Below are 25,559 nucleotides of genomic sequence, written 5' to 3' on the forward strand. Positions count from 1 at the left end.
TTAAAACCCCTTTCGATGATATTGAATCGCTTTTTTCAAATGTCCATTTTCGTGTGATAAACAGCGGCGGGCATCTTCAAGCGTTCCGCTTGTCAACACCATAAAAATCGCTGCCTTGATGTCATTGCCGCTTTCTTTTAAAGCTTGCAGGGCCTCATCTTGTGATAACCCGGTAGTATTCATCAGAATGGTGACAGCGCGCCCGGCCAATTTTTGATTGAGCAGTCTCATATTCACCATCTCGTTTTGATAGACGCGGCCAAGCCTCACCATTGCAGTTGTTGACAGCATGTTCAGGATCATTTTCTGAGCGGTTCCTGCTTTCAGGCGCGTTGAACCGCGGATAATTTCCGGTCCTGTTTGAACCTCAATCGCGATATCGCTTAATTTGCCTGCTTCTGTATCCGCGTTGCAGCTTATCGAAACAGACGCGGCTCCGAGCTGTTTGGCATAGGATAAAGCGCCGAGGACATAAGGGGTCGAACCGCTCGCTGTGACTCCGATTAAGACGTCATCTTTCGAGAATGATTGCGCTTTCAGTTCGGCGACGATTTTTTCGCGGTCATCTTCATTTTCTTCAAGAGGCGTCCACATCGCGTCATATCCGCCGGCGATCAGGCCGGTCCAACGGCTTTCGTCAATAGAGAAGGTCGGCGGCAGTTCTGCCGCATCAAGGACTGCGATTCTGCCGCTTGTGCCGGCGCCTGCTGTAAACACTCTTCCTCCTTGCTCAAAACGGCTGACAATCGTCTCCGCCGCCTCGGCGATCAGGGGAAGGCAGGGTGTAATGGCGCGAGGGACTGTATGGTCTTCCTCATTCATCAAGGTGACAATATCTAAAGCATTCATTTCATCAAGTGCTCTGCTTTTGTCGTTCGTATCCTCTGTTTTCCTCATTGGTCTTTCCTCTTCATATCGATGACGAATTTATAGCGGTCGCCTCTGTAAACAGATTTAACCACTTCAAACGGTCTGCCGTCGTCCAAATAGCTCAAGCGTTCGATGAGCAGGACGGGTGCGCCTTCCTCGATGTCGAGAGGCTCGCTTTCTGCCGGAGAGGCAATCGCCGGCTCGAGTGTTTGCGCGGCCCGGTCGATCGTAAGGGAGAGCGTATTTTCGACATAGTCATACAAAGATGCGCTCATAATGTCTTCGGTCAGGCCGTTGATGAAGTCGGCGGGCAAATAGGAGATTTCATAAGCCATCGGGATATCATCGGCGAGGCGAATCCGTTTGACTTCATAGACGGAAGCCCCCTCACGTATCTCCAGTTTGCGCGCTGTGCTTTGGTCACACGGGATGACGCCGAAGCCTAGCATTTTCGTGCCGGGTCTCATGCCTCTTAATTTCATGTCCTCGGAAAAGCTTGTCAATCCTTTGAGAGGCTGCTCAATTTTAGGTTCGGCAATAAATGTCCCTTTTCCCCGCTGCCGGACGAGAATGCCTTCATTGACGAGATTGTTAACCGCCTGCCGAACGGTCATCCTGCTTACCTCATATTTTTCTGCGAACTCTCTTTCAGAAGGAATGAGATCGCCGGGCTTCAAATCTTTTGTTTCGGCAAGCTTTTTAATCTCGGTTTCAATCTGATAGTAAATCGGAATGTGGGAATCTTTTTTGATCAAAAGGCCATACCCCTTTCTTTCACGATTGATAAAGCATCGCTGTCCGCTATGATGACGACGTCCTGGTGCGTTTTTAAGACGGAAGCGGGGGTGTCTTCATTTGGTTCTTCACTGAGCAGCTTCGCCAGGATGCCGGCTTTTTTCTCTCCTGAAACGAGCAGCAGGATCTGCTTGCTTTTCATGATCGTGGATATGCCCATTGTTATGGCTTGCGACGGGACGGCGTCATAGGAATCAAAATAACGGGCATTTGCTTCTTTCGTTGATTGTGTCAGTTCAACCGTATGCGTTTTCGATGAAAATGGGGTGCCCGGCTCGTTAAATCCGATGTGGCCGTTCAAGCCGAGGCCGAGCACTTGAAGATCAATGCCTCCAAGCCGCTCGATCAGCGCTTCATAGCGGCTGCATTCGGCGTCCAGGTCACAAGCCATCCCGTCCGGAAGATGGGTGTGGCTGAGCGGGATGTCAATGTGATCGAAAAGCTGTTTTTTCATATAGAATGTATAGCTGTTTTCATGATCCGGGGAAACGCCGACATACTCGTCTAAGTTAACGGTATAGACGTGCTTGTAGGTCGTTTTGTTATGCGCATGATCTTCCCTTAAAACCTGATATGTGCCAAGAGGCGTTCCTCCGGTTGCAAGGCCGAGGACAGGTGCAGATAAGCGATTCACTTTCTCGATGATGAATCGGGCGGCTGTTTGGCTCATGTCCTGATAATTTTTAGCTTCAATGATTTTCATGGTGAAACCTCCCTTTTGCTGAAAGCAATCACGCCTTTGCAAAGCGTCATCACAACTTCATTTTTTTCATTTAAAATGATCAAATCGGCATCTTTCCCGCTCCGTATGCTGCCTTTCCGGTCAAACACATGAAGCTGTCTGGCAGGATTGACCGCTGTCATGTATACGATATCTTCGAGTGAACATCCCGTAAAATCGATCATATTCAGAGCAGCCTGGTTCATCTTCAAGATGCTGCCGGCAAGCGTACCATCTTGTAAAACGGCTTTTTCGCCTTTCACGAACACCTCCTGTCCGCCTAATGTATAGGTTCCATTTTTTAAGCATTTTGCGCGCATGGCATCCGTGATTAAAATGATGCCTTCTTTCTGTTTTTGCTGAAATGCCAGCTTGATGACGGCAGGGTGAACATGGATGCCGTCGGCAATGACTTCGACCTTCAGTTCATCATGCAGAAGGGCGCTTCCGGCCGTCCCCGGCTCGCGGTGGTGCAGCCCCCGCATGCCGTTGAACAAATGGGTGACATGGGAGAGGCCGGCCTTAATCCCGGCTTCCATTTCTTTGAGTCCGGCGTCGGAGTGGCCGGCGGATGCCGTAACACCTGTTTCTCTTAAAAGGGAAATTAGTTCCAAAGAACCTTCCAGCTCTGGCGCAAGTGTGACTAATTTAATGTTATTCCCCGATAGGCGCTGCCATTCTTTAAATAACGAAAGATCCGGCGGTATAATGTCATCCGGCGGCTGGGCGCCGCACCGCTTTTCTGAAATAAAAGGGCCTTCTAAGTGAACGCCTAATACTTCAGCGGTTCCGGGCTGTCCGCCGGCTTCCTTATACCGGTGAACGTTTGTCAGCGCATGCTCGATCGTGGCTTTATCCTGGGTCATCGTCGTTGCCAGGAAGCTTGTCGTGCCTTCTTTCGGCAGGGCTTCAGCCATTGTTTGCAAAGCCTCGGCTGTTCCGTCCATGACATCTGCGCCGTTTGCACCGTGAATATGAACATCAATCATGCCCGGCAGCACTTTGAAGTTCTCTGGAAATGTCAGCTGTTCTGCCGTTGCGGCTGAAGCGGGAATATCAGCCATTGGTCCGTAAGCCTCGATTTTTTCTCCGTTCGTCAGAAGAAATCCGTCTTCTATCGTTCCATTTTCACTGTAAATATGAAGATGTTTAAAAATATAGCGTTGAGAAGGTTTGGTTTTCACAGTCAAAAGTCCTTTCTTGAAAACGTTATCATCAGTATAGAACATTACAACTCTAGTTGTCTAGACCATTAAGTGAATTATTTTTGTCAAGTTTGATCATACAGCATCACGCTTCATTTGGCCGCTGTTTTGTCAGGTTATATTCCAAAAAAAGCCGGCTTATCTGCCGGCTTCGTTATGCTGCTTTAGCATAGATATATTGATTTCTTCCCGCACCGAGTCCTGCACCGATCAAAGCGACCAGCGCCCCGATGAACAGTAAAATCGGTCCGTTCCATGAGTGCATGTGATCGTAAAGAAAACCGACAAAGCTTGGACCAATCGCTGCCAGCAAATACCCGGCGGATTGCGACATCCCTGATAATGCCGCGGCTTGATCGGCATTTTCGCTTCTCAGCCCGATTAAAGTCAAGGCTAAACTGATGCTGGACCCTTGTCCGATCCCGATTAAAATGACCCATAGCGTCAGCATCGCTGTACTCCCTCCGTACAATAGCCCTGACATCCCCGCCAAGTATAGGATGCCGAGGGCGAGCACGATGCTTTTCTGGTTTCGAAACCGCCCGGCGAGAACCGGAGTCAAAAATGTCGACGGGAGGCTGGCAAACTGCATCAGCGACAGCATCCATCCGGCAAGCGACATGCTCATTCCGTGTGAGCGGAGAATTTCAGGCAGCCAGGCGATCGTGCAGTAAAACAAGAACGACTGTATGCCCATAAAGAATGTGACCTGCCAAGCAATTTTCGAGCGCCAGACCGTTTGGCCGTCTGCCTTTAAGCTGACCGTGCGGTTTCCCGTATCATGATAGCGGAGCTGGGGAACCCAGATCAAGATCGCAACAAACGCGAGGCCCGCCCAGACCATGAGCGACGCGCTCCATCCCCACGCTAAACCGTGCGACAGCGGAATGCTGATCCCTGAAGCGAGCGCCGCAAAAATCGACATGGCCGTCGTATAGAAACTTGTCATAATTCCCGCTTTGTCAGGAAATTTATGTTTGATCAGGCTGGGCAGCAGCACATTGCAGATGGCGATGCCGACTCCGATCAATGCGGTTCCAGCAAATAGTGTGAAAGATTCTCCGTAAGAGCGCAGCAAAATCCCGATCAATAAGATGACCAATCCGACCCAGAGGGTTCTCTCATTGCCAAGCTTCTGTCCGAGCTTAGGAGTGATTGGGGACAGGATGGCGAACGATAACAGTGGCAGCGTCGTCAAGAATCCAGCCATGCCGTTCGTCAAATCCATATCCGAGCGGATCGAACTGATCAATGGCCCGACAGATGTAATAGCCGGTCTTAAATTAAAAGCGATAAATATGATTCCTGCAATCAAAAAGATATTGTTCAAACGGGCGCGTCGAGCGTCAATGTAATGCATGCTGTATTCTCCTTTGTTTTCAGGTGGAAAAGTGACATGAAAAAGAAACCCGGAACATCATCCAAGGTTACTTTTTTGATCTTGCTTCTGAATTTCGGCAATTTTCGCAAGCAGGATATGCTGCGGCAAATGCATGATTTGTTCAAGAGGAAGATTTAAGGTTTCCGGAAGTTTTTGCGCCGTTTCGGCAGATATTTGTAAAGGTTTCATAAAGTCCTCCATTTTATATTGTACCCCAGCGTGCAGAGTACGCAACAGTGAATATTGACTCCAATATTTATTGTAACATCATATGACAAGTGAGTTGGAAGAAAAAGAAAAAAGCGATATAAATAAAGCGGAGGTGATCGTCTTGAATTCGACATTATCGGCGCTGAAAAAGAAATTGTATGAACAGCAGGTCAAAGCGAAAGGGCTTTACACATTTGAAGAGTACAAAGATATGCGCAATGTGCTGCAAACGCTGCGGATGAAATTTGCGGCCTATGAAGAATGGGATTTATACCAGCATGCGACCGATTTGATGGTCAGCATGCTCTTGAAAAACAATTGGAACAGCCGAGTGGATTAATTGTGGAAGCTTAAAAAAACACCTCGGCTGAGGTGTTTAATAAGACCGTTCGTCTTCTTTGTTATCCTGCCAGTCATAGATGACAAGCTTCGCAGGACGATTCTCTTTCGCTATCTCTTCTCCTTTTTCCACGGCCTCTGCCCTTGTGTCATAAAGCTCAACAGGCGCCGTATCTTCCAGTTTCAAAAACCATCCGTCTGTCTCGGCATTTGGTGACACCGTATAGACCTTCATGAAAAACAACCTCCCGAAACGCTCTGTTTGCTGATTTGTTTCCCGAATAGTTAAGGGAATAAACATCCTGACAGCCATTCTCCCTTTCTATGAAAATATTTCTACAAAAAGCGAGTCTACTTTTTTTCTGTAAAAATGGTAAAATAGACGTTGGGTTATTTTTAAATGGGAGGACGGTGCTTAACATGACAGATCTTCTGAATGACAGGCTGCCGCCGCAAAATATCGAAGCCGAACAGGCCGTGTTAGGTGCTGTTTTTTTAGAACCATCAGCTTTAACTTTGGCATCAGAAGTCTTGATTCCAGATGATTTTTACAGAATGTCGCACCAAAAAATATTTAACGCCATGCTTGTTCTTGGAGACCGCGGCGAGCCTGTAGACCTGGTGACGGTGACATCAGAGCTTGCGAACACGGACCTTTTGGAAGAAGTTGGCGGTATTTCTTATTTGACGGATATTGCAAATTCTGTGCCGACTGCGGCTAATATAGAGTATTATGCAAAAATCGTGGAAGAAAAATCGATTCTCCGCCGCTTGATCCGTACGGCAACGACGATTGCCCAAGACGGATATACAAGGGAGGATGAAGTCGAAGACCTCTTAAGCGAAGCAGAAAAAACGATTATGGAAGTCGCCCAGCGTAAAAACTCCGGGGCCTTTCAAAATATTAAAGATGTTCTCGTCCAAACTTACGATAATATTGAACAGCTCCACAACAGAAAAGGGGACATCACCGGGATCCCGACAGGTTTTACCGAGCTTGACAGGATGACGGCGGGCTTTCAGAGAAACGATTTGATCATCGTAGCCGCCCGCCCGTCAGTCGGTAAAACCGCTTTTGCCTTAAACATCGCCCAAAACGTGGCGACAAAAACCGATGAAAGCGTCGCGATCTTCAGCCTTGAGATGGGAGCCGAGCAGCTGGTCATGCGGATGCTCTGTGCGGAGGGCAACATCAACGCCCAGAATCTCCGGACCGGAAACCTGACGGAAGAGGATTGGGGCAAGCTGACAATGGCGATGGGAAGCTTATCAAACAGCGGAATTTTCATCGATGACACACCGGGGATCCGCGTCAGCGAAATCCGTTCCAAGTGCAGACGGTTAAAGCAGGAGAACGGACTCGGCATGATTTTGATCGACTACCTGCAGCTCATCCAAGGAAGCGGCAGATCAAGTGACAACCGCCAGCAGGAAGTATCGGAAATATCCCGTGCGCTGAAAGCGCTGGCGAGGGAGCTTGAAGTTCCGGTCATCGCCCTTTCACAGCTTTCCCGGGGCGTCGAGCAGCGACAGGATAAGCGTCCGATGATGTCGGACATCCGGGAATCGGGAAGTATCGAGCAGGACGCCGATATCGTTGCGTTCCTGTACCGTGATGATTACTATGACAAAGAATCTGAGAATAAAAACATCATTGAAATCATTATTGCAAAACAAAGGAACGGCCCGGTCGGGACCGTCTCGCTCGCTTTTGTAAAAGAATATAATAAGTTCGTCAACCTGGAACGCCGGTTTGATGATGCGGGTGTTGCGCCTGGTGCTTAAATCCCTGAGACATGGTCTCAGGGATTTTTCTTTTTTCTCGTATTGCGGTTTTTACCGATTTCAAATAAACCCGTCGCCGTTAACCCGGCGAGTCCTCCCGACCATAAACGGAGCACGAGTTCAAGGTCTGTAAAAGGATATGCTGCGGCTCCGATCAGCAAACCTATCAAGAGTGAAACGAGCGGAATCAAATTTTTCGGCACTTTGACCGTCTTCTTCACCAATTCGACCAGCGCCAAAATGATCGGCGATAAAACGGATGCAAAAATTAATACTGTCTCCATCGGCATCTCCCTCCTTACTTATTGAATATTTGCGTTGCCGGTTTTTTATGTATCTTTGTCCAAGAAAAACGGTTTTTTTAAGATTTAACTTACAGACTGCCTATTAAAAAGAAAATATATGAAATTTGCTTTATAATAACGAACAAAAATGTTCTGTGTTAAAATTAATGTTCGGATTTCCGATTGACTTTACGGCATGACACTGATAAACTGAATGTGTTTGATATTGATATCGTTTGAAAAGGTTAACGGAGGTGCGCGGATATGTCTTCAGTAGTTGTTGTAGGTACGCAGTGGGGTGACGAAGGAAAAGGCAAAATCACCGATTTCCTTTCCGAAAACGCAGAGGTAATCGCACGGTACCAAGGCGGAAATAACGCAGGACATACAATTAAATTCAACGGGGTAACGTACAAACTGCATTTGATTCCATCCGGTATTTTTTATAAGGATAAAACGTGTGTGATCGGCAACGGAATGGTTGTTGATCCGAAAGCATTGGTGACGGAGCTGGCTTATCTTCATGAGCGGAACGTCAGCACGGACAACTTGAGAATCTCCAACAGGGCCCATGTCATTCTGCCGTATCATTTAAAGCTTGATGCGGTCGAAGAAGAGCGGAAAGGGGCCAATAAAATCGGCACGACGAAAAAAGGAATCGGCCCGGCTTATATGGATAAAGCCGCTCGCGTCGGAATCCGCATCGCCGATCTGTTGGATAGGGAGGTCTTTGAAGAAAAGCTCGCCCGCAATTTGGAAGAAAAAAACCGTCTGCTAGAAAAAATGTACGATGCGGAAGGGTTTAAAATAGAAGACATTTTAGACGAATACTATGAGTACGGCCAGCAGATCAAACAATATGTCTGCGACACGTCAGTCGTCTTAAACGACGCGCTTGATGACGGCCGCCGCGTTTTATTCGAAGGGGCGCAAGGGGTTATGCTTGATATCGATCAAGGGACATATCCGTTTGTTACGTCTTCAAATCCTGTCGCCGGCGGCGTGACGATCGGCTCAGGTGTGGGACCGACAAAAATCCAGCATGTCGTTGGTGTATCGAAAGCATACACAACGCGTGTCGGAGACGGGCCGTTCCCGACAGAGCTGAACAATGAGATCGGAGACCAAATCCGTGAGGTTGGCCGAGAATACGGAACAACTACTGGGCGCCCGCGCCGCGTCGGCTGGTTTGACAGCGTGGTTGTCCGTCATGCCCGCCGCGTCAGCGGAATTACCGACCTTTCATTAAATTCAATTGACGTATTGACCGGTATTGAAACATTGAAAATCTGTGTCGCTTACAAATACCGCGGCGAGATCCTGGAAGAGTTCCCGGCAAGCTTAAAAGCGCTCGCTGAATGTGAACCTGTCTATGAAGAAATGCCGGGTTGGACCGAAGATATCACAGGAGCGAAAAGCTTGAGCGACCTGCCTGAAAATGCCCGCCATTACCTTGAGCGAGTTTCTCAGCTGACAGGCATTCCGCTTTCCATTTTCTCAGTCGGTCCTGACCGCTCTCAAACAAATGTGGTGAGAAGCGTTTATCGTCCAAACTAAATTCCAGAAGAGCCTCTGCAGTCCGCAGGGGCTTTGTTTTTCAATGAGAAGAGGGCAGACGGGTGGAACGTGTCGATGTTATATATTCATTCGCGGAAGAGAACGGAAACATTCTGATGGTGAAAAATAAGAAAAATAAATCGCGGACGTTGCCGGGCGGCAAGGTGGAAGCTGGAGAATCGCTGACAGAAGCCGCGGCGAGAGAAATGAAGGAAGAAACGGGCTACGGAATTCAGCCTCTTGATATTTTAGCTATAAATGAAGCGGTGATCAGTAGCGAGCATGTATATTTCAACGTCTTCAGGGCCCGGATCACCGACCGTCCGGATGCCATCACGTTTGACGAGAACATTGTTGAAGCCAAGCGGATGCCGCTTCATGAAGCTGACCGGCTGTTGTCTGTATTCCATCCGAATGGAATCATGCACTGGCTGAACCGCGAAGGGGCGGAGTATCATCACGAAGGGAAAAAATAATAGAAAAAAATAAAAAAATATATTGCCACTTCTGTTCGTTCTATGATAATATAAATCTCGTTGTTGCGAAAACAACGAAACGAGCCATTAGCTCAGTTGGTAGAGCATCTGACTTTTAATCAGAGGGTCGAAGGTTCGAGTCCTTCATGGCTCACCATTTCCCTGGCCCGTTGGTCAAGTGGTTAAGACACCGCCCTTTCACGGCGGTAACACGGGTTCGAATCCCGTACGGGTCATTGATTTACTTTAGCGTTATTGCTAAATCCCCGCTTGCTCCGGAGGAGACCACGATTCTTCTCCGAAGCAGGTACTGTAATCATGCAAGGTCCGGTAGTTCAGTTGGTTAGAATGCCTGCCTGTCACGCAGGAGGTCGCGGGTTCGAGTCCCGTCCGGACCGCCATTTATAAAAAAGTTACATACCCGGCTCGGTAGCTCAGTTGGTAGAGCAACGGACTGAAAATCCGTGTGTCGGCGGTTCGATTCCGTCCCGAGCCACTCTAAAAAAGCGCGTCTGTTTTTAAGCAGATGCGTTTTCTTTTAGCTGAAATCAAGGAAATAAAATGCTGAAGGAATAAAAAGGAGAAAAAAAGGGAGGCCGGTAACCCGGCCGAAGAAGAAGACGTTACTATATAGACGGTCTTGAAGGGAAAGATGTTTCATTTTTCAGTAAAAAAAGTCACAAAAATTTAATTGTTGTGATAAAAGCGGAAAAATAGCGCGTGGATTTAATTTCCAAACGTTTTCATTTGAACTATTTTTTTAACTTTTGCTTCATAAACGTTATAATGTATAAGAAATCTCTTTTCTAGAAAGTGTTTTTTTAATTACGACATGCAGTTGACTTGATATAAAACATAGACAGCCATTCGTTGGCTGTATCCAAACTCTGAACCAGGAGGAATGAATAATGGAAAAAAAGATACTAGTTGTAGATGATGAAAAACCGATTGCTGATATTTTAGAGTTTAATCTGAAAAAAGAGGGCTATGATGTCCATTGCGCATATGACGGCAATGAAGCGCTTCAGATGGTTGAGGATCTCAACCCTGATATGATTCTGCTCGACATCATGCTTCCTAACAAAGACGGTGTGGAAGTGTGCCGTGAAGTCCGCAAAAAATATGATATGCCCATCATTATGCTGACAGCAAAGGATTCGGAAATTGATAAAGTCATCGGCCTTGAACTGGGCGCTGACGACTATGTGACAAAACCGTTCAGTACCCGCGAACTGCTGGCGCGTGTCAAAGCGAACTTGAGAAGACAGAACACAGCGGCTCCTGCCGAAGAAGAATCGTCTTCAAACGAAATTCAAATCGGATCGCTTGTCATTTTCCCGGATGCCTACGTCGTTTCAAAACGGGACGAGACAATCGAGCTGACGCATCGGGAATTCGAACTGCTGCATTACCTTGCAAAACATATCGGACAGGTCATGACGCGTGAGCATCTCCTGCAAACCGTGTGGGGATATGACTATTTTGGGGATGTACGGACTGTTGACGTTACGGTCAGACGCCTTCGCGAAAAAATCGAGGATAATCCGAGTCACCCAAGCTGGATCGTCACAAGGCGCGGTGTCGGCTACTATTTGAGAAATCCGGAACAGGACTAATACCGAAATGAATAAAGTCAGTTTTTTTCGCTCGATTCATTTTAAGTTTACCTTAATATACGTTCTGCTGATTATCGTTGCCATGCAGATTATCGGCGTCTACTTTGTCAATGAGATGGAGAAGTCACTTCTTAAATCATATAATGACTCTCTTGACCAGCGGGTGAACAACCTTTCGTATTATCTGGAACAGGAAATGACGAAGGATAGAAGCACGTCTTCTTCGACTACCTTGAAAGAAGATGCAGAGCGGATTCTAAATGATTTCAGCAAGGAAGGCGAAATTCTTGAAGTCAGTCTGATTGATAAAAGCTATGAAGTCATCGCGACCTCCAATCCTTATAACCGGGAGGTGGCGGGGAAAAAGACAACAGAGGGCATTATTAAAAGGACACTGCTTGTCGGTATTCCGTACGAGAATAAATTTTTTGACCCGGAGCGGGACAGCAAAGTGCGGATTTCAGTCACGCCGATTAAAAAATCGAATCAAGAGACAATCGGGGCCATTTACGTCGTGGCATCGATGGATAATGTCTACAATCAAATCCGGACGATCAACACCATTTTAGCGTCTGGAACTTTTATTGCGCTTGGAATCACTGCTTTCCTCGGGATTTTTGTCGCGCGAACGATTACACATCCGCTGTCAGATATGAGAAAGCAGGCCATTGAACTGGCGAAAGGAAATTTCTCAAGAAAAGTCAGGAAGTACGGAAACGACGAAATCGGCCAGCTGGCCACAACGTTTAATTATTTAACGAGAGAGTTGAAAGAAGCTCAGTCCATGACAGAAGGCGAACGAAAGAAACTATCTTCTGTTATTGCCTATATGACAGACGGGGTTATCGCGACCAACCGCAATGGCGCGATTATTTTGCTTAATACGCCGGCGCTGGAGCTTCTAAATGTTTCACGTGAAACGGCTCTGGAAATGCCGATCACCTCACTGCTCGGCCTTGAAGACGAATATACGTTTGAAGATTTGGTTGAACAGCAGGATTCACTGCTTCTTGAAATTGAACAGGAAGAACGGACGTCTGTGCTCCGTGTCAATTTCTCAGTCATCCAAAAAGAACACGGAAAGATCGACGGGTTAATTGCGGTTATTTACGATGTCACAGAACAAGAGCAGATTGATCAAGAGCGGAGAGAGTTTGTGGCAAATGTCTCCCACGAGCTCAGAACGCCGCTCACAACGATGCGCAGCTATTTAGAAGCGCTTGCGGAAGGCGCATGGCAAGATCCAAACATTGCGCCGCGATTCTTGAATGTGACACAGAATGAAACAGAGCGAATGATCAGGCTTGTCAACGACTTGCTGCAGCTTTCAAAGTTTGACAGCAAGGATTATCAATTCAATAAAGAATGGATTCATTTTATCCGTTTCTTCTCATTGATTATTGAACGCTTTGAAATGACGAAAGAGCAGCATGTTGAGTTTATCAGCAATCTGCCGGATAGAGAATTGTATGTTGAAATCGACCCGGACAAGATTACGCAAGTGCTGGATAATATCATTTCAAATGCATTGAAATATTCCCCTGAAGGAGGCCATATCACGTTCTCTGTTGCTGTAAATGAAGAAGAAGAGCTTCTTTATATCAGTGTCAAAGACGAAGGTGTCGGCATTCCGAGAAAAGACATGGAGAAGATCTTCGAGCGTTTCTACCGTGTAGATAAAGCCAGAACAAGAAGACTCGGCGGTACGGGGCTCGGTCTTGCGATTGCAAAAGAAATGGTACAAGCCCATGGCGGCGACATCTGGGCCGACAGTATCGAAGGAAAAGGAACAACGATCACATTTACCCTGCCGTATAAAGAAGAACAAGAGGATGATTGGGATGAAGCGTGAAACAATTAAAACGATAATACTGTCCCTTTTGGTTTTGATCAGTCTTCTTTTTACTTTTAATATTTGGGGATTTCAGGGGAATTACGAAAAAGTGGAAGATTCACAGGCTCAGGTCAGCGACAAACAGCCGATTACAAACCAGACAAAGCTGTTAAATGAAGCCGTCAAACCGCAGCAAATGTTCATTCATGAGAATGGACAGCATTATTTGCTGAATGATACGACGCTCTATTCTCAACTCTGGGATGACATGAGCCGATGGGAAGTCAAATCGTTAAAAGATATCTCGGACAAATTTGACAGGCAGCAGTTCAAAAACTGGCTGTACGCTAAAAATAAAGAATCCAAATTGGATCTCGTCTTTAGCGACAATATTCCAATCGATGTGCTGCAGCCGCTTTTCAAATGGTCCGCCAATTCTTATGAATACAACTCTTTTGACAGAATCGTTCTTCCTTTCAATGAAGGACGGGGCATGAAAAAGATCTACTTTGTATCTTTCAGCAAAGAGACGGTTGTTGAAGCGGTGATTGAATCGGCAAATTACCGCAACATCCTTTCAGATATTGAAAAAGAAAAATCGCAGATGCCTCTTTATGAGGACTTTGCAATTAATTCGCGCAGAGATGTCTTGCTTCCAGTTAACAGGCTGAAGCTGTCTGAAAAAGAGTATTTTACAGAAACGATCAGCCCGACGCGTTTTAAAAAAGCTTTATTTGATGATCCGCAAACCGTCCGGCAGGAAACCAACTTAAACAGACCGGTATATACGGATGGAACAAGTCTTTTGGAGGTCTACTCGAACAACAGACAGATTAAGTTCCAGCACCGCAACCTGGAACCGAGTTCTTCTTATCAAAATGGAGAGCTGATCAATAAAAGCTTTAAATATCTAAACGACACGGGAAGCTGGACGGATGATTATCAATTTTTCGGTTTGAATGAAAATCAGCAGATCAACTTTAATCTGTTTATGGATCAGCTGCCGGTGGTTAACAGCCAAAACCAGCCTTTCGGAACGACATCGATTGAACTTCGCTGGGCAAACAACGACATATTGGATTATAAACACCCAACATATGTCTTGGGCGCAAACGCAAATCCGGTCAGCAAAACGGATAAAGAAATCATGAGCGGAGAAGAATTGATTCAGTTCCTGCAAGAGAATGAAGAGTATGATTTTGATAAGATTGAGCAAATTTTCCCTGCCTATGAAATGGTCTCAGTATCAGAGGAACAAGACCCTCTTGTAAAACTTGTGCCGACTTGGTGCATTAAAATAAACGGTACGATAAAGCCGGTATCAAAGAAGGATTCAGCGGTGAAGGAGGGCATTGAAAATGGAGTGGAATAGAACAAAAACAATCTTCATTATCGTCTTCCTCATCCTTGATATCTTTTTGGCCTTTCAATACTTTGATAAGCGTAGCAACAATCAGTTTCCGATTTTAGAAAAATCAACGCTGCAGGAAGATATGAAAGCAGACCATATTGCATACGGCAATTTGTCTAAAGAGACGTCAAAAGGCTCCTCAATTTCTGCACAAAAGCGAGTCTTTAAACAGAGCGAGATTAAATCGTTAAAAGGGCAAAAGCCGAAAGCGTTAATGAGTAATGCAAAAAAAGACGCTTTGACGGAAATAGAAATGGAATTTGAAACACCCATTGCGCTTCCGAAAACGGATATGAAGACAAAAGCAAGGGAAATCGTGAACGAAGAAATTATCGACGGCAGCAAGTACAAGCTTTGGAAAGTCGATAAGACCGGAAAACAGATCGTTTTCTTCCAAACTTATAATGGAAATTATATCTTTCAGGACCGGCAAAATGATGATAACAACGAGATGGGCGAAGTCGTTCTGTACCTGAATAATAAAAACGAAGTCGTTTCCTATAAGCAGTCAATGCTGCAGGATATAAAAGAAGTCAAAACGGAAAATCTGATCTCTGCAGTCGGCGCGGTTGAAGCTTTGTACTACCCGGATTATTTGAAGAAGTACAGCAAAATTAAATCAGCCGAGCTTGGCTATTTTACGCAGTATCCGCTGGCAAGCGCTCAAATTTTCGTGCCCGTTTGGCGGATCGAAGTGGAGCGCAAAACGGACGATAAAACCATTCACGAAGAATTTATCGTGGATGCACGGGACGGAGCACTTCTTCAATCACAAGAGAAAAAGGAAAAATCATAATGGAGTGAGAAACCATGAGCCTGCAATTTAGCGTACTTGCGAGCGGGAGTACCGGTAATGCTTTATATTTGGAAACCGATGACCACGCTTTTTTAGTTGACGCAGGACTTAGCGGGAAGGCGATGGAAGGGCTGATGGCGCAAATTGATCGAAAGCTTGATCAGCTTGACGGCATTTTTGTTACGCATGAGCACAGTGATCATATAAAAGGGCTTGGCGTGCTGGCAAGAAAATATGAGCTGCCCGTTTACGCCAATGAAAAAACGTGGAAGGCGATGGAAGGGCATATCGGTAAAATGGATAACGGCCAAAAGTTCTTATTTCCAATGGAAACCGTAAAGTCATTCGGCTCCCTCGATGTCGAATCGTTCGGGGTATCCCATGACGCCGCAGAGCCGATGTTCTACGTTTTTCATTACAATGGCCGAAAGCTCGCTTTGATTACGGATACCGGCTATGTCAGCGACAGAATGAAAGGCATCATCCGCTCGGCAAACGCTTTTGTTTTTGAAAGCAATCATGATGTCGGCATGCTGCAAATGGGCCGCTATCCGTGGAACATCAAGCGCCGGATTCTAAGCGACGTCGGACACGTATCCAATGAGGATGCGGCACTCGCAATGACCGATGTAATCGGTGATGAGACATCGAGAATTTATTTGGCTCATTTAAGCCAGGACAACAACATGAAAGAGCTGGCGAGAATGTCCGTGCAACAAACGTTGGCTGCCAAAGGATTTGTGGCAGGAGAAACGTTTGATTTATATGATACCGATCCTAAGAAACCAACACCTCTCGTAGCGGTGTAAATTTTCCTGATTGAATGATTAATCTACGGTCAGATGATCCACACTATATACATATATCGTTCCTTGAAAGGATTTGAATATAGTGGAGTTTAATCATGATGAGGAAAAATTCGTACGGGAAAAGCCGGTGAGAAATTGGAGAAGCTTTTTGTTTTCAAGCCTGGTCGGCGCCGTTATCGGCGCTATTTTAACAGTGTTTGCCCTGCCGTACTTCTCGCAGCAGGGATGGCTGCCGTATAATCTGCAAGTCATCGAAAAGCGCGGAGGTCAAAGAGCTCAGCAGGGCGGTGCGGTCCGCAATGTTTCCGTCAACGTGAATAATGAAGTCACACAGGTGGTCTCTAAGGTTTCTGATTCTGTTGTCGGCGTTATCAACATCCAAAAGACAGGTGTATGGGATGGTGACAGCGAAGCGGGAACAGGATCGGGTGTTATTTATAAAAAGGACGGCAACACATCCCACATTGTGACCAACCACCATGTCATTGAAGGGGCGTCCCAAATTGAAGTCAGCCTGAATGACGGAACACGGATACCGGCAAAACTGATCGGCAGTGATAAGCTGATGGATCTGGCCGTCCTGCAAGTCAACAGCAATAAAATAAAAGCTGCTGCTGAATTTGGAAATTCTGATAAAGTGAAGACAGGAGAGCCTGTCATCGCGATTGGAAATCCGCTCGGCCTGCAGTTTTCAGGATCTGTTACACAAGGTATCATCTCAGGAACCGAACGTGCAGTTCCGGTCGACTCAAACGGAGACGGACAGCCGGACTGGAATGCCGAAGTATTGCAGACGGATGCTGCCATTAACCCGGGTAACAGCGGAGGCGGCCTGTTTAATATTGATGGAAAAGTCATCGGCATTAATTCGATGAAAATCGCTGAATCAGCCGTCGAAGGCATCGGCTTGAGCATTCCGGCCAACCTTGCCATTCCGGTTATCGAAGATTTGGAAACGTACGGTGAAGTGAGACGGCCGTACCTCGGAATTGAGATGAAATCACTTGGCGACATCGCAAGCTACCACTGGCAGGAAACGCTTAAACTGCCGAAAAACGTAACATCAGGCGTTGTTGTGATGGGCGTTCAGCCGGTGTCTCCTGCAGGCAGAGCCGGTTTGAAAGAGCTTGATGTCATCGTCGAATTCAACGGTGACCGCGTTTACGATATCGTTGATCTGCGTAAAAAGCTTTACACCAAAAACGTCGGCGATAAGGTGAAAATCAAATACCTGCGGGGCGGAAAAGAAAGAACAACAGAAGTAAAGCTGTCCCGATCCCAATTGGGAAGCTGATAATAACAGTCTGGCCGGTACGGCCGGGCTGTTTTTTTATTATGACCCACCTTAGGAATGATCGTCAAAAGGCCAAAATGGGATATTTGGAGAGAAAAATAAGATTTTCCGGGTAAATAACCGGATTTTTGGATGTGAATTCCAAGTTTTTGCTCAATAAAAATTTGCAGTTTGTAAAAAATGGACAAAGCATCATATTGCGTTTCAATTTCGCGTACGATATGATGATTTTAATATTCTGACAAATGGCTGCGGAGTTTGAAAAAATCAGGGCGGAAAGGGAGATAGAATGAGTCAGCATGCACTTGTATTACAATCTGATTTTGGCCTTGATGACGGGGCGGTAAATGCGATGTACGGTGTGGCTTATTCGGTTGACAGTTCACTCCGGATTTTTGATTTGACGCACAACATTCCTGTTTTTCACATTTGGGAGGCTTCCTATCGGCTGCTGCAGTCCGTTTCTTATTGGCCTGAAGGCACTGTCTTCGTGTCGGTCGTCGATCCAGGGGTCGGCTCAGAACGCCGCAGCGTCGCAGTTAGAACCTCTTCCAATCAATATATCATCACACCAGATAACGGAACACTCACCCATATGAGCCGGCAAAATGGAATTACCGAGGCTCGCTATCTTGATGAAGCGCAAAACAGGCTTCCGAAATCAGGCGAATCACATACATTCCATGGACGCGACATTTACGCCTACACCGGGGCACGACTGGCAGCCGGGATTGTCAGCTTCGACCGGATCGGTCCGGAAGTTTCTATAAATTCCATCGTCAAACTGCCGGTCATGGAAGCGTACATCGAAAATGATTGGATAACCGGAACGATCGATGTTTTAGATGTCCGGTTTGGAAACCTTTGGACGAATATCAGCCGGACGCTTTTCAAGTCACTTGATGTTCAATACGGAGATCCTGTAGAAGTCGTCATCAAGCATGAGGACACAAAAGTCTACCAGCAAACGATGGCATTTGGCCGGTCGTTTGCCGATATGCCGGTAGGCAAGCCGATTGTTTATATCAATTCATTAGACCGCTTAGGCATTGCCCTCAACCAAGGATCGTTTGCCGAAACATACCATATTGGCACCGGCATTAACTGGCAGGTTTCTCTTAAAAAATATAAATAGCGGCAGACAAAAGAGCCTGAATTTCCATTCAGGCTCTTTGCTTTTGTGTCATTCTTATGACATAAAAACGGTTGTCACACATTTTTCAGCTAATCGTGAAGACAGCAACCTTCTCCAAAAAATAGTTCTTTTGTCATATTGGTACCTAAGTCATATTGTCTAAAACCAGAGAAAAGAATATATTGAGGGGGTGTGCCGCTGCTATGAAAAAATTCATTCAATTCATTTGTTTGGAAAACGAGTGTCCGGAGGAATGATATGAACGACAATGTGCAGACTTCGTTGAAAACGCTGTCTAATGTAAAGAGCAGAAGTATCTTGTCCGTTTTTGTGCTATGTCTGATCACACTGGGGGTTTACATACCATACTGGTTTCTATCCAGGAAAAAAAGCTTCGATTTGCTGCCTTATCATGATATTCCCTACACCACGTTAAAAGCTATCATATTTTATCATTTATTTTCTATTCCAATTAGAATATCAGCAAAAATCGCTTTTCCTGATATGCATTACAGCCTTTATATGCTGCTCGACCGCGTGATTTTGATTCTGTCCGCAGGTGTTTTGATTTACTGCGCACTGGTGGTGACTGCTTCATTAAACAAGCTCTCAGGCAAAGAACTTGCGAATGGATCGATTTTCGCGTTCCTTTTGAATGTCATTTACATTCAGCACAGAATCAATAAACTTTCCGAGCCGAAAAGCGAATGGCTGAGCAAAGCATCATGATCAATAAACAAGGAAGTGAAGTACAATTTGATGTTGAAATCGAAAATTAAAATTGACTTGAACAAACCGAAAAAAAAGCCGGCAATCCGTTTGATGCCAATGACGGAAGAGGACTTTAAGACATACCAGACCTATTCCATCCAGCATTACGCCATGGAGAAAGTAAAAGCGGGCACATGGACAGTGGCGGAAGCGATGGAGAAAGCAGAAGAGCAGTTTGCAGCCCTTTTGCCCAACGGCATTGAAACGATCAACCATCATCTATGGTCAATCATGAATGACAGCGGGGATGCCGCAGGCTGGCTTTGGATCTACGCTGACCCTCACCATCCTCAAAAGGAAGCGTTTATTTACGATTTCGGGCTTTATGAAGCGTACCGCGGCCAGGGAATCGGCCAGCAGGCTTTAGCCGTCTTAGAAGAGGAGGCAAAGCAATTAGGAGTCAAAAAACTGTCATTGCATGTATTCGCCCATAATAAAAAAGCGAAGCGACTATATGAAAAAATGAATTTCGAGACGACGGATTTGCGTATGAGCAAGAGACTGTAAGATCAAAGCTGTGAAAGCTTTGATCTTTTTTCATATTCAATGTTCCACATGGAACATAGCGTGTCATTATTCCTAGTTGAGAGATACGAAAAATAACGAAAAAAAGACAAAATGATTCGATAGAACCCCTTTATGTTACGCAATGACAGATTGCATATTACAAAGGTAAAAATATGACGAATAATGTCCTATTGATTGTCGAATTTCTGCAGATGAACACGAAATAAGAAACAGGAAAAAGGACACATTTTTTTTATTCCAGTCAAAAAAAAGAATCCATATACCTAAGAAAATCCCAATTTAACACTTCAATGGATTTTGATTTATTGGATTCAATATAGTACATTTTGATATGGAAAGTGGAAAAGTATAGATGACAAGGATAAATAGACCTGGAAGAACAGTTTTAAGGAAAGAAGAGTGTTTCAGCATGAGTAAGGAATTAGAAGAATTTCCGAAAATAAAAGCCATATATGCGGTGTTATTAACAATCATAACGTCTGGCATATACATCCCGTATTGGTTTCTTTCAAGAAGAAAGAATTTAGAACGATGCCAGATTAAGCTCCCGTATGTCGCCATTAAAGTGACGCTGCTGTTAAGCGTTTTTTCAATTTTGGAGTCATTTTGGTCAGCTTTTGTATTTCAAGGAGGAGATCTGCTGCCATACAGCGACAGCATCCTGCTTCTCCCGCTGCGCCCCGGACACAGCTTTCTTCCGCAGCTCTCATTTCTCCTTTTTTGGACGATAAATCTAGTTAGCGTATTTAAGGTTAGAAAAGCGTTTATTGGGTTGGCAGAAAAGCCGGTTAACGTGTTTTGGACATTCATTCTTAACGTTTCATATTTGCAGCATATCACGAATCAGCATTCTTTAGTTGTTCAGAAAAAAAGAGAAGCAGTATAAAAACAAGATCAAAGCATCAGCGAGATTAGCTGGTGTTTTTTTATTTAGGGAGAACAGAGTTATCCAGAGGAATATAAAAGCTTGTGGATAACCACACGAAGTCATGCTAAAACCTACTAACATGTGCATAAATAGGGTATATTGAATAAGGAGCTTTTTTATAAAAGAGCCCAATGATACAGATATTGGAGGGACTTTTATGAAGTCTTGTGAAGAACATATTGAAACCGTCATTGACATGTATGTGGATGAGGAAGAATTAGCCCCTGAAATCAGAAAAATCGAACATACACACAGTTTATCCACAACCTGTGAATTGTGCGATAAGCCTGCAGTATATATAGTGGGGAACGAATGATCGGACACTAAATACACAACCTTTATCCACAATTGTGGATAAAGCATCTTAATAACTTGTTCTTAAAGTGGGGATGACCTGTGAATATATCAATCGTAGCAATCGGAAAACTAAAAGAAAAATATTTAAAACAAGGAATCGACGAATACATAAAACGGCTTTCGGCATACGCAAAAGTCGACATCATCGAACTCCCGGACGAAAAAGCGCCGGAAAACTTAAGCGACCAGGACATGAAAATCGTCAAAGACAAAGAAGGCGAACGAATCCTCTCAAAAATCAGCCCCGACGCCCACGTCATCGCCCTGGCGATCGAAGGAAAAATGAAAAGTTCGGAAGAATTAGCCGATAATATGGATAGACTCGCCACATATGGAAAGAGCAAGGTAACCTTCGTCATCGGCGGCTCGCTCGGCTTAAGCGACGCCGTCCTGAAGCGCGCGGATGAGAAGCTGTCGTTTTCGAAGATGACGTTCCCGCATCAGCTGATGAGGCTGATTTTGCTCGAGCAGGTTTATCGGGCTTTTCGGATTAATCGGGGGGAGCCTTATCATAAGTGATGGAAAATTTTAAATTTGAGCTTATCATTATTACCTTAAAAATAGTAGAAACATTACAATTTCTCAGGAGACAGGCAATTAGGCTTGTCTTTTTTTAATAGCCTTCTCAAATAAAATCCCCAACAATTTTCTCAATCAATTAAGCATTTAAAGGAAGATAGATATGAAAATTTCCATTTTTATATAAATAGGATGGGAAAATAATCTAATTATTTATTCTAAATTCTCTAATAAATATATACTATGGCAAAAATAAGAAAATTTGACCAAATTTTTTAAAAAATTAGGAAACCTCTTGAATCAGTTTTGTTTTACAATTATTATAAAATTAGTTAATTTGAGTTAAAGAGATTAGTGTTAGGGTCCCCGGACCCAAATAAAAACTTCTTTTGTCACATGGGTTCTTCTTTTGTTTGCCCTCATTTAGGTATCTTGTTTGATTTGTTTCTGTGGAAGGGTGTTTTCAGGACTATAGTGTTCGGCATCAGCAGTCGTTGTTTGGCGTTTCACCTGTTTTTGTCCCGATATTAACCAGGACACTGTCCCAAGCATCCGGACGCTGCTGCTGTTATTCTTTTCTAAGCCAAATCATATGCCTTTAACAACGACTTGTGAATTATAGGTTTTTGGAGACAGGTTACGGGACGCTAATCAGTACAATTGATTAGATCTTTGTAGCGTTGGCGATTTTCTTCAGGTGTGCGTTCTTCCGAATATTGTAATGCCGCATAGGCTTTTGCAAGCCGATTTCTACGATATTGAATTTTGCGGCGGATCGTCTTCGGGAAGAGAGAGCAGTTCTTCATCTTTGGCATCCGCTTCTTTGACTTCTTCCACCATTTGTTTGACTCTTTTTCGATACGCTGAGTTTCCCATTTTATCTGCTTCCGTAACGATTTTTCTGTTTTGCTTGATCTTTTATTTTCTGTCTAATCCGAACTAAAAAAAATTGGTTTTTCAACAGACTTTTTAGGAGGTTTCTGGCATGCACCTGCCATTCGGTCACTAACCGAATGCAGTAAAGGACACTGTGGCGCTTGCCAGCCATTAGGGTATTGAGGAGGTGATCAAAATGCTAGGTGACAGTATTTCGTCGAAGTGGACAAGTCGTGACCAAATGACCTCGGACCGAGGGGTGGTCATGGAGGAAAAAATTGATGCCTAGTGACAAAGAAGAGTCATGATCACGGGACCGCCAACGAGGGAAAAAACTCTTCCCGCATCGACACGGTATGTGGGCGGTGACAAACTAACTTATAGAGTAAATTTATTAGTCGAATGAATGAGGAGGAATGAAATAATGAAAAATTATTTGTATGAGAAAAAAAAGAGGAAACCTTTGACTCGAACAATCAAAGCGACGCTCGCCGTGTTGACAATGTCCATCGCTTTGGTAGGAGGCGCTACGGTGCCTGCATTTGCGTGGGTGAATCCGGGTTATCACTACCAGTACCCATCTGAAGGTGGAACATGGAGGTATGGATTCGTAAACGCCGGGCTCCGTTCTGAGTACAACCACCCGACAAAGGTCCACGGCTCGACAGTGCAAAAGCTCATCGATGGAAAAGTGGATAAAACGAATAGAAGCATTGATACGGCTGCGGGCCGCTACTCTAATGCCTATGTCGGAGCCATAAACTCACCTGGTCTTAAGGGACGTTACTACTATCGCACCAACTAATCAAAGGGAAAACGGTTGCTGTCAACGGGGCTACCAAAATAAAAACAGTGGAAATAGATTTAAATCTCTCGAAAATAACGGCCAGCGGAAACCTCGATTTCATAGGTAGGGATGCCGTCAGCAGGTGCAAGAAGTGTAAACAACAAAGCCCGCGACATCCACTATAATACGCTAATACAAAGCGGGATCTCCTAGAACTTTCTGGATCTCGCCTAAGGACATACCGGATTTTAGGTTTGGATTACCAATTAAGTTAGCTTGTCTTTTCGCCCACTACCGTGTCGATGCGGGAGCAATTTACCCAGAAGCACTTACCGATTGATAGTTTTTTATTCCGGTGATCGCAAATTTTCATAAAACTCTGGATATTCAGTAGGGTAATACCCCGCTTTGAGGGGCGCAGCACTTTATGCGTCAAAAGTATTTATTCTTAAATTTTTAAATTAAATTTCTTTTAAAAAATATTATATTCCCATCATAGTATGTATCTATATACAAAGGAGATGCTTTGGTGCACTGCCAAAGCATCTCCTCAAAAGATAGTGCATATCTGAGGAAAATAACATAAAATGCAACTAATAAGTTTTTGGGAAATAATAGGTCCATTTAATTTTGTGGTTTTATCTTGGTAGCCTTAGCAGTAAGTTATGTTATGTGGTGCAATCCTCTACTTTTCCAGGCTTAGTGTTGATGCCGGCCATTATTCAGAAAATTTGACAAGAAACAAATTCCTTGTGCCCCGGCAGCCAATAGGTTACTTATGGTACAACAAGTGAAATTTGCTAGTTATAAAGGAATTAATGTTTGTGACGAAGAAGAAATAGTATGTCACGACACCGTCTACAAGAAAGAGAGAAAACCGTTCTCGTATTAATGTGATAGGTGGGTGATGATTAATCGGCTTGAAGAGTAAAAATAGTTAAGTAAATGAGGAGGAATGGAATAAATGAGTGCCGCTTTTTATAGCGTTGAATTTGATGGGAGGTACAGATGTTGATTGAAGCACAGGGCATTTCAGTAGCAATTGGTGGGCGGACCGTGCTTGACGGTGAGACCATTCAGTGCCCACCAGGGGTCATGACAGCCCTCGTTGGTCCAAGCGGATGTGGAAAGACTACACTTTTGCACTGCCTCGGACTATTGCTCCCGGTTAATCAGGGACGCATCTTGATAGACGGACACGATGTCACTAGCTACGGTACTGCGGCGCGGCGACGGTTTTGGCGTGATCATGCGGCGTTCATTCTTCAGGATTACGGCATTATGGATGAGGAGTCGGTGGCATTTAATGTCACCATGCAGGCGAGCATCCTTGGACGGCGTGTCACGGGAAATCAAGAGCGGTTGGCGCAGGTGCTCGAGCAGACGGGTCTCCAGGGTCGAGAAGGCGAGTTGGCTAGCCACCTTAGTGGGGGCGAGAAGCAGCGACTCGCACTGGCTCGTGCCATCTACAAGGACGCTGCATTCCTGTTTGTTGATGAGCCGACCGCCTCGCTTGACTCAACCAATCGGCGAAAGGTCATCGATCTGTTTGTGGACTTCGCTGCACGTGGCCGCACGGTTATTGTGTCGACGCACGACTCTGAGATGATCAACGCGTGTGGTGCTCGGCATGAGGTCGGTACCAACAGTTCGTCAAAACAAGTGTCGACCAGCGAACCCGGCAACTTAGGAGGTTCCTCATGAAATCAGCCACAAAGATCATAATCGGTGTCGTCGTCGGATTATTGCTTGTAGTTGGAACAGTTGCATTCTTAAACGGATGGATCACAGTGTCGAGAGACACTCATCCGCCGTGCGATCAGCTGCCGAACGTAACAGAGGCCAATGCAGCGCTTGCCAGACATCAAGACCTCGTCGAGGAGATTAAAGCTTTGGGTGATGACATTACGGTCGAAGTAGGAAAGCCGTGTCCTGATGACCAGAACCGAGGGCTGGTCATGGTTAGCTATGGTTCAAGATCCGAGCATGACGCAATCTCCGACCTGCTCAGCCGCCGCGACGGGTTTGGGGTCCCAGTGCACCTGGTGAAGCGCTAACTCAACTTCCATAAAATTCACTCGGTGTAACCGTTTCCTGCTGCTTACGGCAAGCCTAGCTCCCCGTTTTGCCAAGCGGTACGAACCTGATGCAGACAACTACGCCAAGTACGAGGCGCTGGCTAGGCTTTAATATGGGCCCTTGGAGAATTGATAGAAGGCAGAGATAAGCGAGTAGAGGAGTAGAAATATTGACAAAAATAGTTGAATAAATGAGG

General features: G+C 45.2%; 28 protein-coding genes and 4 tRNA genes. 23 read left to right on the forward strand and 9 right to left on the reverse strand.

The annotated features are described in order from the left end of the window. The 6 genes from murQ to H2R00_RS15255 form a co-directional block, all read right to left on the reverse strand. The gene (gene murQ, locus H2R00_RS15230) at positions 1 to 897 is read right to left on the reverse strand and encodes an N-acetylmuramic acid 6-phosphate etherase (protein WP_154999219.1); all 897 of its coding nucleotides are present in this window, start codon (positions 895 to 897) and stop codon (positions 1 to 3) included. Continuing rightward, positions 894 to 1,625: a GntR family transcriptional regulator gene (locus H2R00_RS15235; RefSeq protein ID WP_182069631.1), complete on the reverse strand. Its 732-nt coding sequence runs from the start codon at positions 1,623 to 1,625 to the stop codon at positions 894 to 896. Before H2R00_RS15235 ends, murQ begins: the two co-directional genes overlap by 4 nt. After that, complete coding sequence (gene nagB / locus H2R00_RS15240; RefSeq protein ID WP_154999221.1) at positions 1,622 to 2,368, reverse strand: glucosamine-6-phosphate deaminase; 747 nt, start codon at positions 2,366 to 2,368, stop codon at positions 1,622 to 1,624. The genes H2R00_RS15235 and nagB overlap by 4 nt, the downstream gene beginning before the upstream one ends. Next, positions 2,365 to 3,615, reverse strand: a complete 1,251-nt coding sequence (gene nagA, locus H2R00_RS15245) for an N-acetylglucosamine-6-phosphate deacetylase (protein ID WP_182069633.1) — start codon at positions 3,613 to 3,615, stop codon at positions 2,365 to 2,367. The genes nagB and nagA overlap by 4 nt, the downstream gene beginning before the upstream one ends. Before the next feature lie 130 nt (positions 3,616 to 3,745). Next, positions 3,746 to 4,951, reverse strand: a complete 1,206-nt coding sequence (locus H2R00_RS15250) for a CynX/NimT family MFS transporter (RefSeq protein WP_154999223.1) — start codon at positions 4,949 to 4,951, stop codon at positions 3,746 to 3,748. Between the two features lie 57 nt (positions 4,952 to 5,008). Further along, complete coding sequence (locus tag H2R00_RS15255; protein ID WP_182069635.1) at positions 5,009 to 5,161, reverse strand: YycC family protein; 153 nt, start codon at positions 5,159 to 5,161, stop codon at positions 5,009 to 5,011. Between the two features lie 133 nt (positions 5,162 to 5,294). Here H2R00_RS15255 and H2R00_RS15260 point away from each other — a divergent pair, with 133 nt between their 5' ends. Continuing rightward, positions 5,295 to 5,522: a hypothetical protein gene (locus H2R00_RS15260; RefSeq protein ID WP_411802183.1), complete on the forward strand. Its 228-nt coding sequence runs from the start codon at positions 5,295 to 5,297 to the stop codon at positions 5,520 to 5,522. Between the two features lie 36 nt (positions 5,523 to 5,558). Here the strand turns inward: H2R00_RS15260 and H2R00_RS15265 are convergent, their stop codons facing one another. Then, positions 5,559 to 5,756 carry a DUF2188 domain-containing protein gene (locus H2R00_RS15265; protein WP_154999225.1) on the reverse strand — a complete coding sequence of 66 codons (198 nt, stop codon included), beginning with the start codon at positions 5,754 to 5,756 and terminating at the stop codon, positions 5,559 to 5,561. Between the two features lie 185 nt (positions 5,757 to 5,941). On the opposite strand from H2R00_RS15265, the gene dnaB reads away from it, so the two are divergent. Further along, positions 5,942 to 7,306: a replicative DNA helicase gene (dnaB, locus tag H2R00_RS15270; RefSeq protein WP_003177980.1), complete on the forward strand. Its 1,365-nt coding sequence runs from the start codon at positions 5,942 to 5,944 to the stop codon at positions 7,304 to 7,306. 17 nt (positions 7,307 to 7,323) lie between these two features. Here the strand turns inward: dnaB and H2R00_RS15275 are convergent, their stop codons facing one another. Continuing rightward, the gene (locus tag H2R00_RS15275) at positions 7,324 to 7,590 is read right to left on the reverse strand and encodes a holin (RefSeq protein WP_154999226.1); all 267 of its coding nucleotides are present in this window, start codon (positions 7,588 to 7,590) and stop codon (positions 7,324 to 7,326) included. 264 nt (positions 7,591 to 7,854) lie between these two features. On the opposite strand from H2R00_RS15275, the gene H2R00_RS15280 reads away from it, so the two are divergent. From H2R00_RS15280 to rlmH, 18 genes are all read left to right on the forward strand, one after another. After that, complete coding sequence (locus H2R00_RS15280; protein WP_020453621.1) at positions 7,855 to 9,147, forward strand: adenylosuccinate synthase; 1,293 nt, start codon at positions 7,855 to 7,857, stop codon at positions 9,145 to 9,147. A gap of 62 nt (positions 9,148 to 9,209) precedes the next feature. Continuing rightward, positions 9,210 to 9,623, forward strand: a complete 414-nt coding sequence (locus tag H2R00_RS15285; RefSeq protein WP_182069637.1) for an NUDIX hydrolase — start codon at positions 9,210 to 9,212, stop codon at positions 9,621 to 9,623. Between the two features lie 81 nt (positions 9,624 to 9,704). After that, a tRNA-Lys gene (locus H2R00_RS15290) sits at positions 9,705 to 9,780 on the forward strand. Positions 9,781 to 9,787: 7 nt separating this feature from the next. Further along, positions 9,788 to 9,859: transfer RNA gene (locus tag H2R00_RS15295), tRNA-Glu, on the forward strand. An 88-nt stretch (positions 9,860 to 9,947) separates the two neighbouring features. Continuing rightward, positions 9,948 to 10,024, forward strand: a tRNA-Asp gene (locus tag H2R00_RS15300). A gap of 22 nt (positions 10,025 to 10,046) precedes the next feature. Continuing rightward, positions 10,047 to 10,119 (forward strand) — tRNA-Phe (locus H2R00_RS15305). Positions 10,120 to 10,531: 412 nt separating this feature from the next. Then, entirely contained in the window at positions 10,532 to 11,239 is a 708-nt protein-coding gene (gene yycF, locus H2R00_RS15310; protein WP_154999228.1) for a response regulator YycF, read from the forward strand. Positions 11,240 to 11,246: 7 nt separating this feature from the next. After that, a complete protein-coding gene (walK, locus tag H2R00_RS15315) occupies positions 11,247 to 13,091 on the forward strand; it encodes a cell wall metabolism sensor histidine kinase WalK (RefSeq protein WP_154999229.1) in 1,845 nt (614 codons plus the stop codon). Continuing rightward, positions 13,081 to 14,445 carry a YycH family regulatory protein gene (locus H2R00_RS15320; RefSeq protein WP_154999230.1) on the forward strand — a complete coding sequence of 455 codons (1,365 nt, stop codon included), beginning with the start codon at positions 13,081 to 13,083 and terminating at the stop codon, positions 14,443 to 14,445. Before walK ends, H2R00_RS15320 begins: the two co-directional genes overlap by 11 nt. Further along, positions 14,432 to 15,280, forward strand: a complete 849-nt coding sequence (locus tag H2R00_RS15325; RefSeq protein ID WP_154999231.1) for a two-component system regulatory protein YycI — start codon at positions 14,432 to 14,434, stop codon at positions 15,278 to 15,280. Before H2R00_RS15320 ends, H2R00_RS15325 begins: the two co-directional genes overlap by 14 nt. Positions 15,281 to 15,294: 14 nt before the next feature. Further along, on the forward strand, positions 15,295 to 16,089 hold the full coding sequence (locus H2R00_RS15330) for an exodeoxyribonuclease YycJ (RefSeq protein ID WP_182069639.1): 795 nt from the start codon (positions 15,295 to 15,297) through the stop codon (positions 16,087 to 16,089). Between the two features lie 82 nt (positions 16,090 to 16,171). After that, positions 16,172 to 17,383 carry a S1C family serine protease gene (locus tag H2R00_RS15335; protein WP_154999233.1) on the forward strand — a complete coding sequence of 404 codons (1,212 nt, stop codon included), beginning with the start codon at positions 16,172 to 16,174 and terminating at the stop codon, positions 17,381 to 17,383. 289 nt (positions 17,384 to 17,672) lie between these two features. Beyond that, entirely contained in the window at positions 17,673 to 18,518 is an 846-nt protein-coding gene (locus H2R00_RS15340) for an SAM hydrolase/SAM-dependent halogenase family protein (protein WP_182069641.1), read from the forward strand. A 258-nt stretch (positions 18,519 to 18,776) separates the two neighbouring features. Further along, positions 18,777 to 19,247: a hypothetical protein gene (locus tag H2R00_RS15345; protein ID WP_182069643.1), complete on the forward strand. Its 471-nt coding sequence runs from the start codon at positions 18,777 to 18,779 to the stop codon at positions 19,245 to 19,247. A 30-nt stretch (positions 19,248 to 19,277) separates the two neighbouring features. After that, positions 19,278 to 19,796, forward strand: coding sequence for a GNAT family N-acetyltransferase (locus H2R00_RS15350; RefSeq protein ID WP_154999236.1), 519 nt, complete (start codon positions 19,278 to 19,280; stop codon positions 19,794 to 19,796). A 430-nt stretch (positions 19,797 to 20,226) separates the two neighbouring features. Further along, a complete protein-coding gene (locus H2R00_RS15355) occupies positions 20,227 to 20,703 on the forward strand; it encodes a DUF4234 domain-containing protein (RefSeq protein ID WP_182069645.1) in 477 nt (158 codons plus the stop codon). Between the two features lie 199 nt (positions 20,704 to 20,902). After that, a complete protein-coding gene (locus H2R00_RS15360; protein WP_003177948.1) occupies positions 20,903 to 21,061 on the forward strand; it encodes a CxxH/CxxC protein in 159 nt (52 codons plus the stop codon). An 80-nt stretch (positions 21,062 to 21,141) separates the two neighbouring features. Continuing rightward, a complete protein-coding gene (gene rlmH, locus H2R00_RS15365; RefSeq protein WP_043929011.1) occupies positions 21,142 to 21,621 on the forward strand; it encodes a 23S rRNA (pseudouridine(1915)-N(3))-methyltransferase RlmH in 480 nt (159 codons plus the stop codon). A gap of 750 nt (positions 21,622 to 22,371) precedes the next feature. Here the strand turns inward: rlmH and H2R00_RS21390 are convergent. Beyond that, complete coding sequence (locus H2R00_RS21390; protein ID WP_268314185.1) at positions 22,372 to 22,497, reverse strand: hypothetical protein; 126 nt, start codon at positions 22,495 to 22,497, stop codon at positions 22,372 to 22,374. Positions 22,498 to 22,921: 424 nt separating this feature from the next. Between H2R00_RS21390 and H2R00_RS15375 the strand changes: the two genes are divergently transcribed. From H2R00_RS15375 to H2R00_RS15385, 3 genes are all read left to right on the forward strand, one after another. After that, positions 22,922 to 23,302, forward strand: a complete 381-nt coding sequence (locus H2R00_RS15375; protein WP_154999238.1) for a lactococcin 972 family bacteriocin — start codon at positions 22,922 to 22,924, stop codon at positions 23,300 to 23,302. A gap of 990 nt (positions 23,303 to 24,292) precedes the next feature. Continuing rightward, positions 24,293 to 24,988 (forward strand): ABC transporter ATP-binding protein, encoded by a 696-nt coding sequence (locus H2R00_RS15380; protein WP_182069647.1) that lies wholly within the window; start codon positions 24,293 to 24,295, stop codon positions 24,986 to 24,988. Further along, a complete protein-coding gene (locus tag H2R00_RS15385; RefSeq protein ID WP_154999240.1) occupies positions 24,985 to 25,341 on the forward strand; it encodes a hypothetical protein in 357 nt (118 codons plus the stop codon). The genes H2R00_RS15380 and H2R00_RS15385 overlap by 4 nt, the downstream gene beginning before the upstream one ends. Positions 25,342 to 25,559 lie beyond the last annotated feature (218 nt).

The organism is Bacillus haynesii, assembly GCF_014042035.1.
Lineage (GTDB): Bacteria > Bacillota > Bacilli > Bacillales > Bacillaceae > Bacillus > Bacillus haynesii.

Coding starts and splice junctions, on each gene's coding strand:
- yycF (WP_154999228.1), top strand. CDS start 10,532: ATGGAAAAAAAGATACTAGTTGTAGATGATGAAAAACCGATTGCTGAT.
- H2R00_RS15340 (WP_182069641.1), top strand. CDS start 17,673: ATGAGTCAGCATGCACTTGTATTACAATCTGATTTTGGCCTTGATGAC.
- H2R00_RS15355 (WP_182069645.1), top strand. CDS start 20,227: ATGAGTAAGGAATTAGAAGAATTTCCGAAAATAAAAGCCATATATGCG.
- H2R00_RS15350 (WP_154999236.1), top strand. CDS start 19,278: ATGTTGAAATCGAAAATTAAAATTGACTTGAACAAACCGAAAAAAAAG.
- H2R00_RS15255 (WP_182069635.1), bottom strand. CDS start 5,161: ATGAAACCTTTACAAATATCTGCCGAAACGGCGCAAAAACTTCCGGAA.
- H2R00_RS15330 (WP_182069639.1), top strand. CDS start 15,295: ATGAGCCTGCAATTTAGCGTACTTGCGAGCGGGAGTACCGGTAATGCT.
- H2R00_RS15265 (WP_154999225.1), bottom strand. CDS start 5,756: ATGAAGGTCTATACGGTGTCACCAAATGCCGAGACAGACGGATGGTTT.
- H2R00_RS15385 (WP_154999240.1), top strand. CDS start 24,985: ATGAAATCAGCCACAAAGATCATAATCGGTGTCGTCGTCGGATTATTG.
- nagB (WP_154999221.1), bottom strand. CDS start 2,368: ATGAAAATCATTGAAGCTAAAAATTATCAGGACATGAGCCAAACAGCC.
- H2R00_RS21390 (WP_268314185.1), bottom strand. CDS start 22,497: ATGGGAAACTCAGCGTATCGAAAAAGAGTCAAACAAATGGTGGAAGAA.
- H2R00_RS15375 (WP_154999238.1), top strand. CDS start 22,922: ATGAAAAATTATTTGTATGAGAAAAAAAAGAGGAAACCTTTGACTCGA.
- nagA (WP_182069633.1), bottom strand. CDS start 3,615: ATGTTCTATACTGATGATAACGTTTTCAAGAAAGGACTTTTGACTGTG.
- H2R00_RS15280 (WP_020453621.1), top strand. CDS start 7,855: ATGTCTTCAGTAGTTGTTGTAGGTACGCAGTGGGGTGACGAAGGAAAA.
- H2R00_RS15345 (WP_182069643.1), top strand. CDS start 18,777: ATGAACGACAATGTGCAGACTTCGTTGAAAACGCTGTCTAATGTAAAG.
- H2R00_RS15320 (WP_154999230.1), top strand. CDS start 13,081: ATGAAGCGTGAAACAATTAAAACGATAATACTGTCCCTTTTGGTTTTG.
- dnaB (WP_003177980.1), top strand. CDS start 5,942: ATGACAGATCTTCTGAATGACAGGCTGCCGCCGCAAAATATCGAAGCC.
- murQ (WP_154999219.1), bottom strand. CDS start 897: ATGAGGAAAACAGAGGATACGAACGACAAAAGCAGAGCACTTGATGAA.
- H2R00_RS15360 (WP_003177948.1), top strand. CDS start 20,903: ATGAAGTCTTGTGAAGAACATATTGAAACCGTCATTGACATGTATGTG.
- H2R00_RS15250 (WP_154999223.1), bottom strand. CDS start 4,951: ATGCATTACATTGACGCTCGACGCGCCCGTTTGAACAATATCTTTTTG.
- walK (WP_154999229.1), top strand. CDS start 11,247: ATGAATAAAGTCAGTTTTTTTCGCTCGATTCATTTTAAGTTTACCTTA.
- H2R00_RS15325 (WP_154999231.1), top strand. CDS start 14,432: ATGGAGTGGAATAGAACAAAAACAATCTTCATTATCGTCTTCCTCATC.
- H2R00_RS15275 (WP_154999226.1), bottom strand. CDS start 7,590: ATGGAGACAGTATTAATTTTTGCATCCGTTTTATCGCCGATCATTTTG.
- H2R00_RS15380 (WP_182069647.1), top strand. CDS start 24,293: ATGTTGATTGAAGCACAGGGCATTTCAGTAGCAATTGGTGGGCGGACC.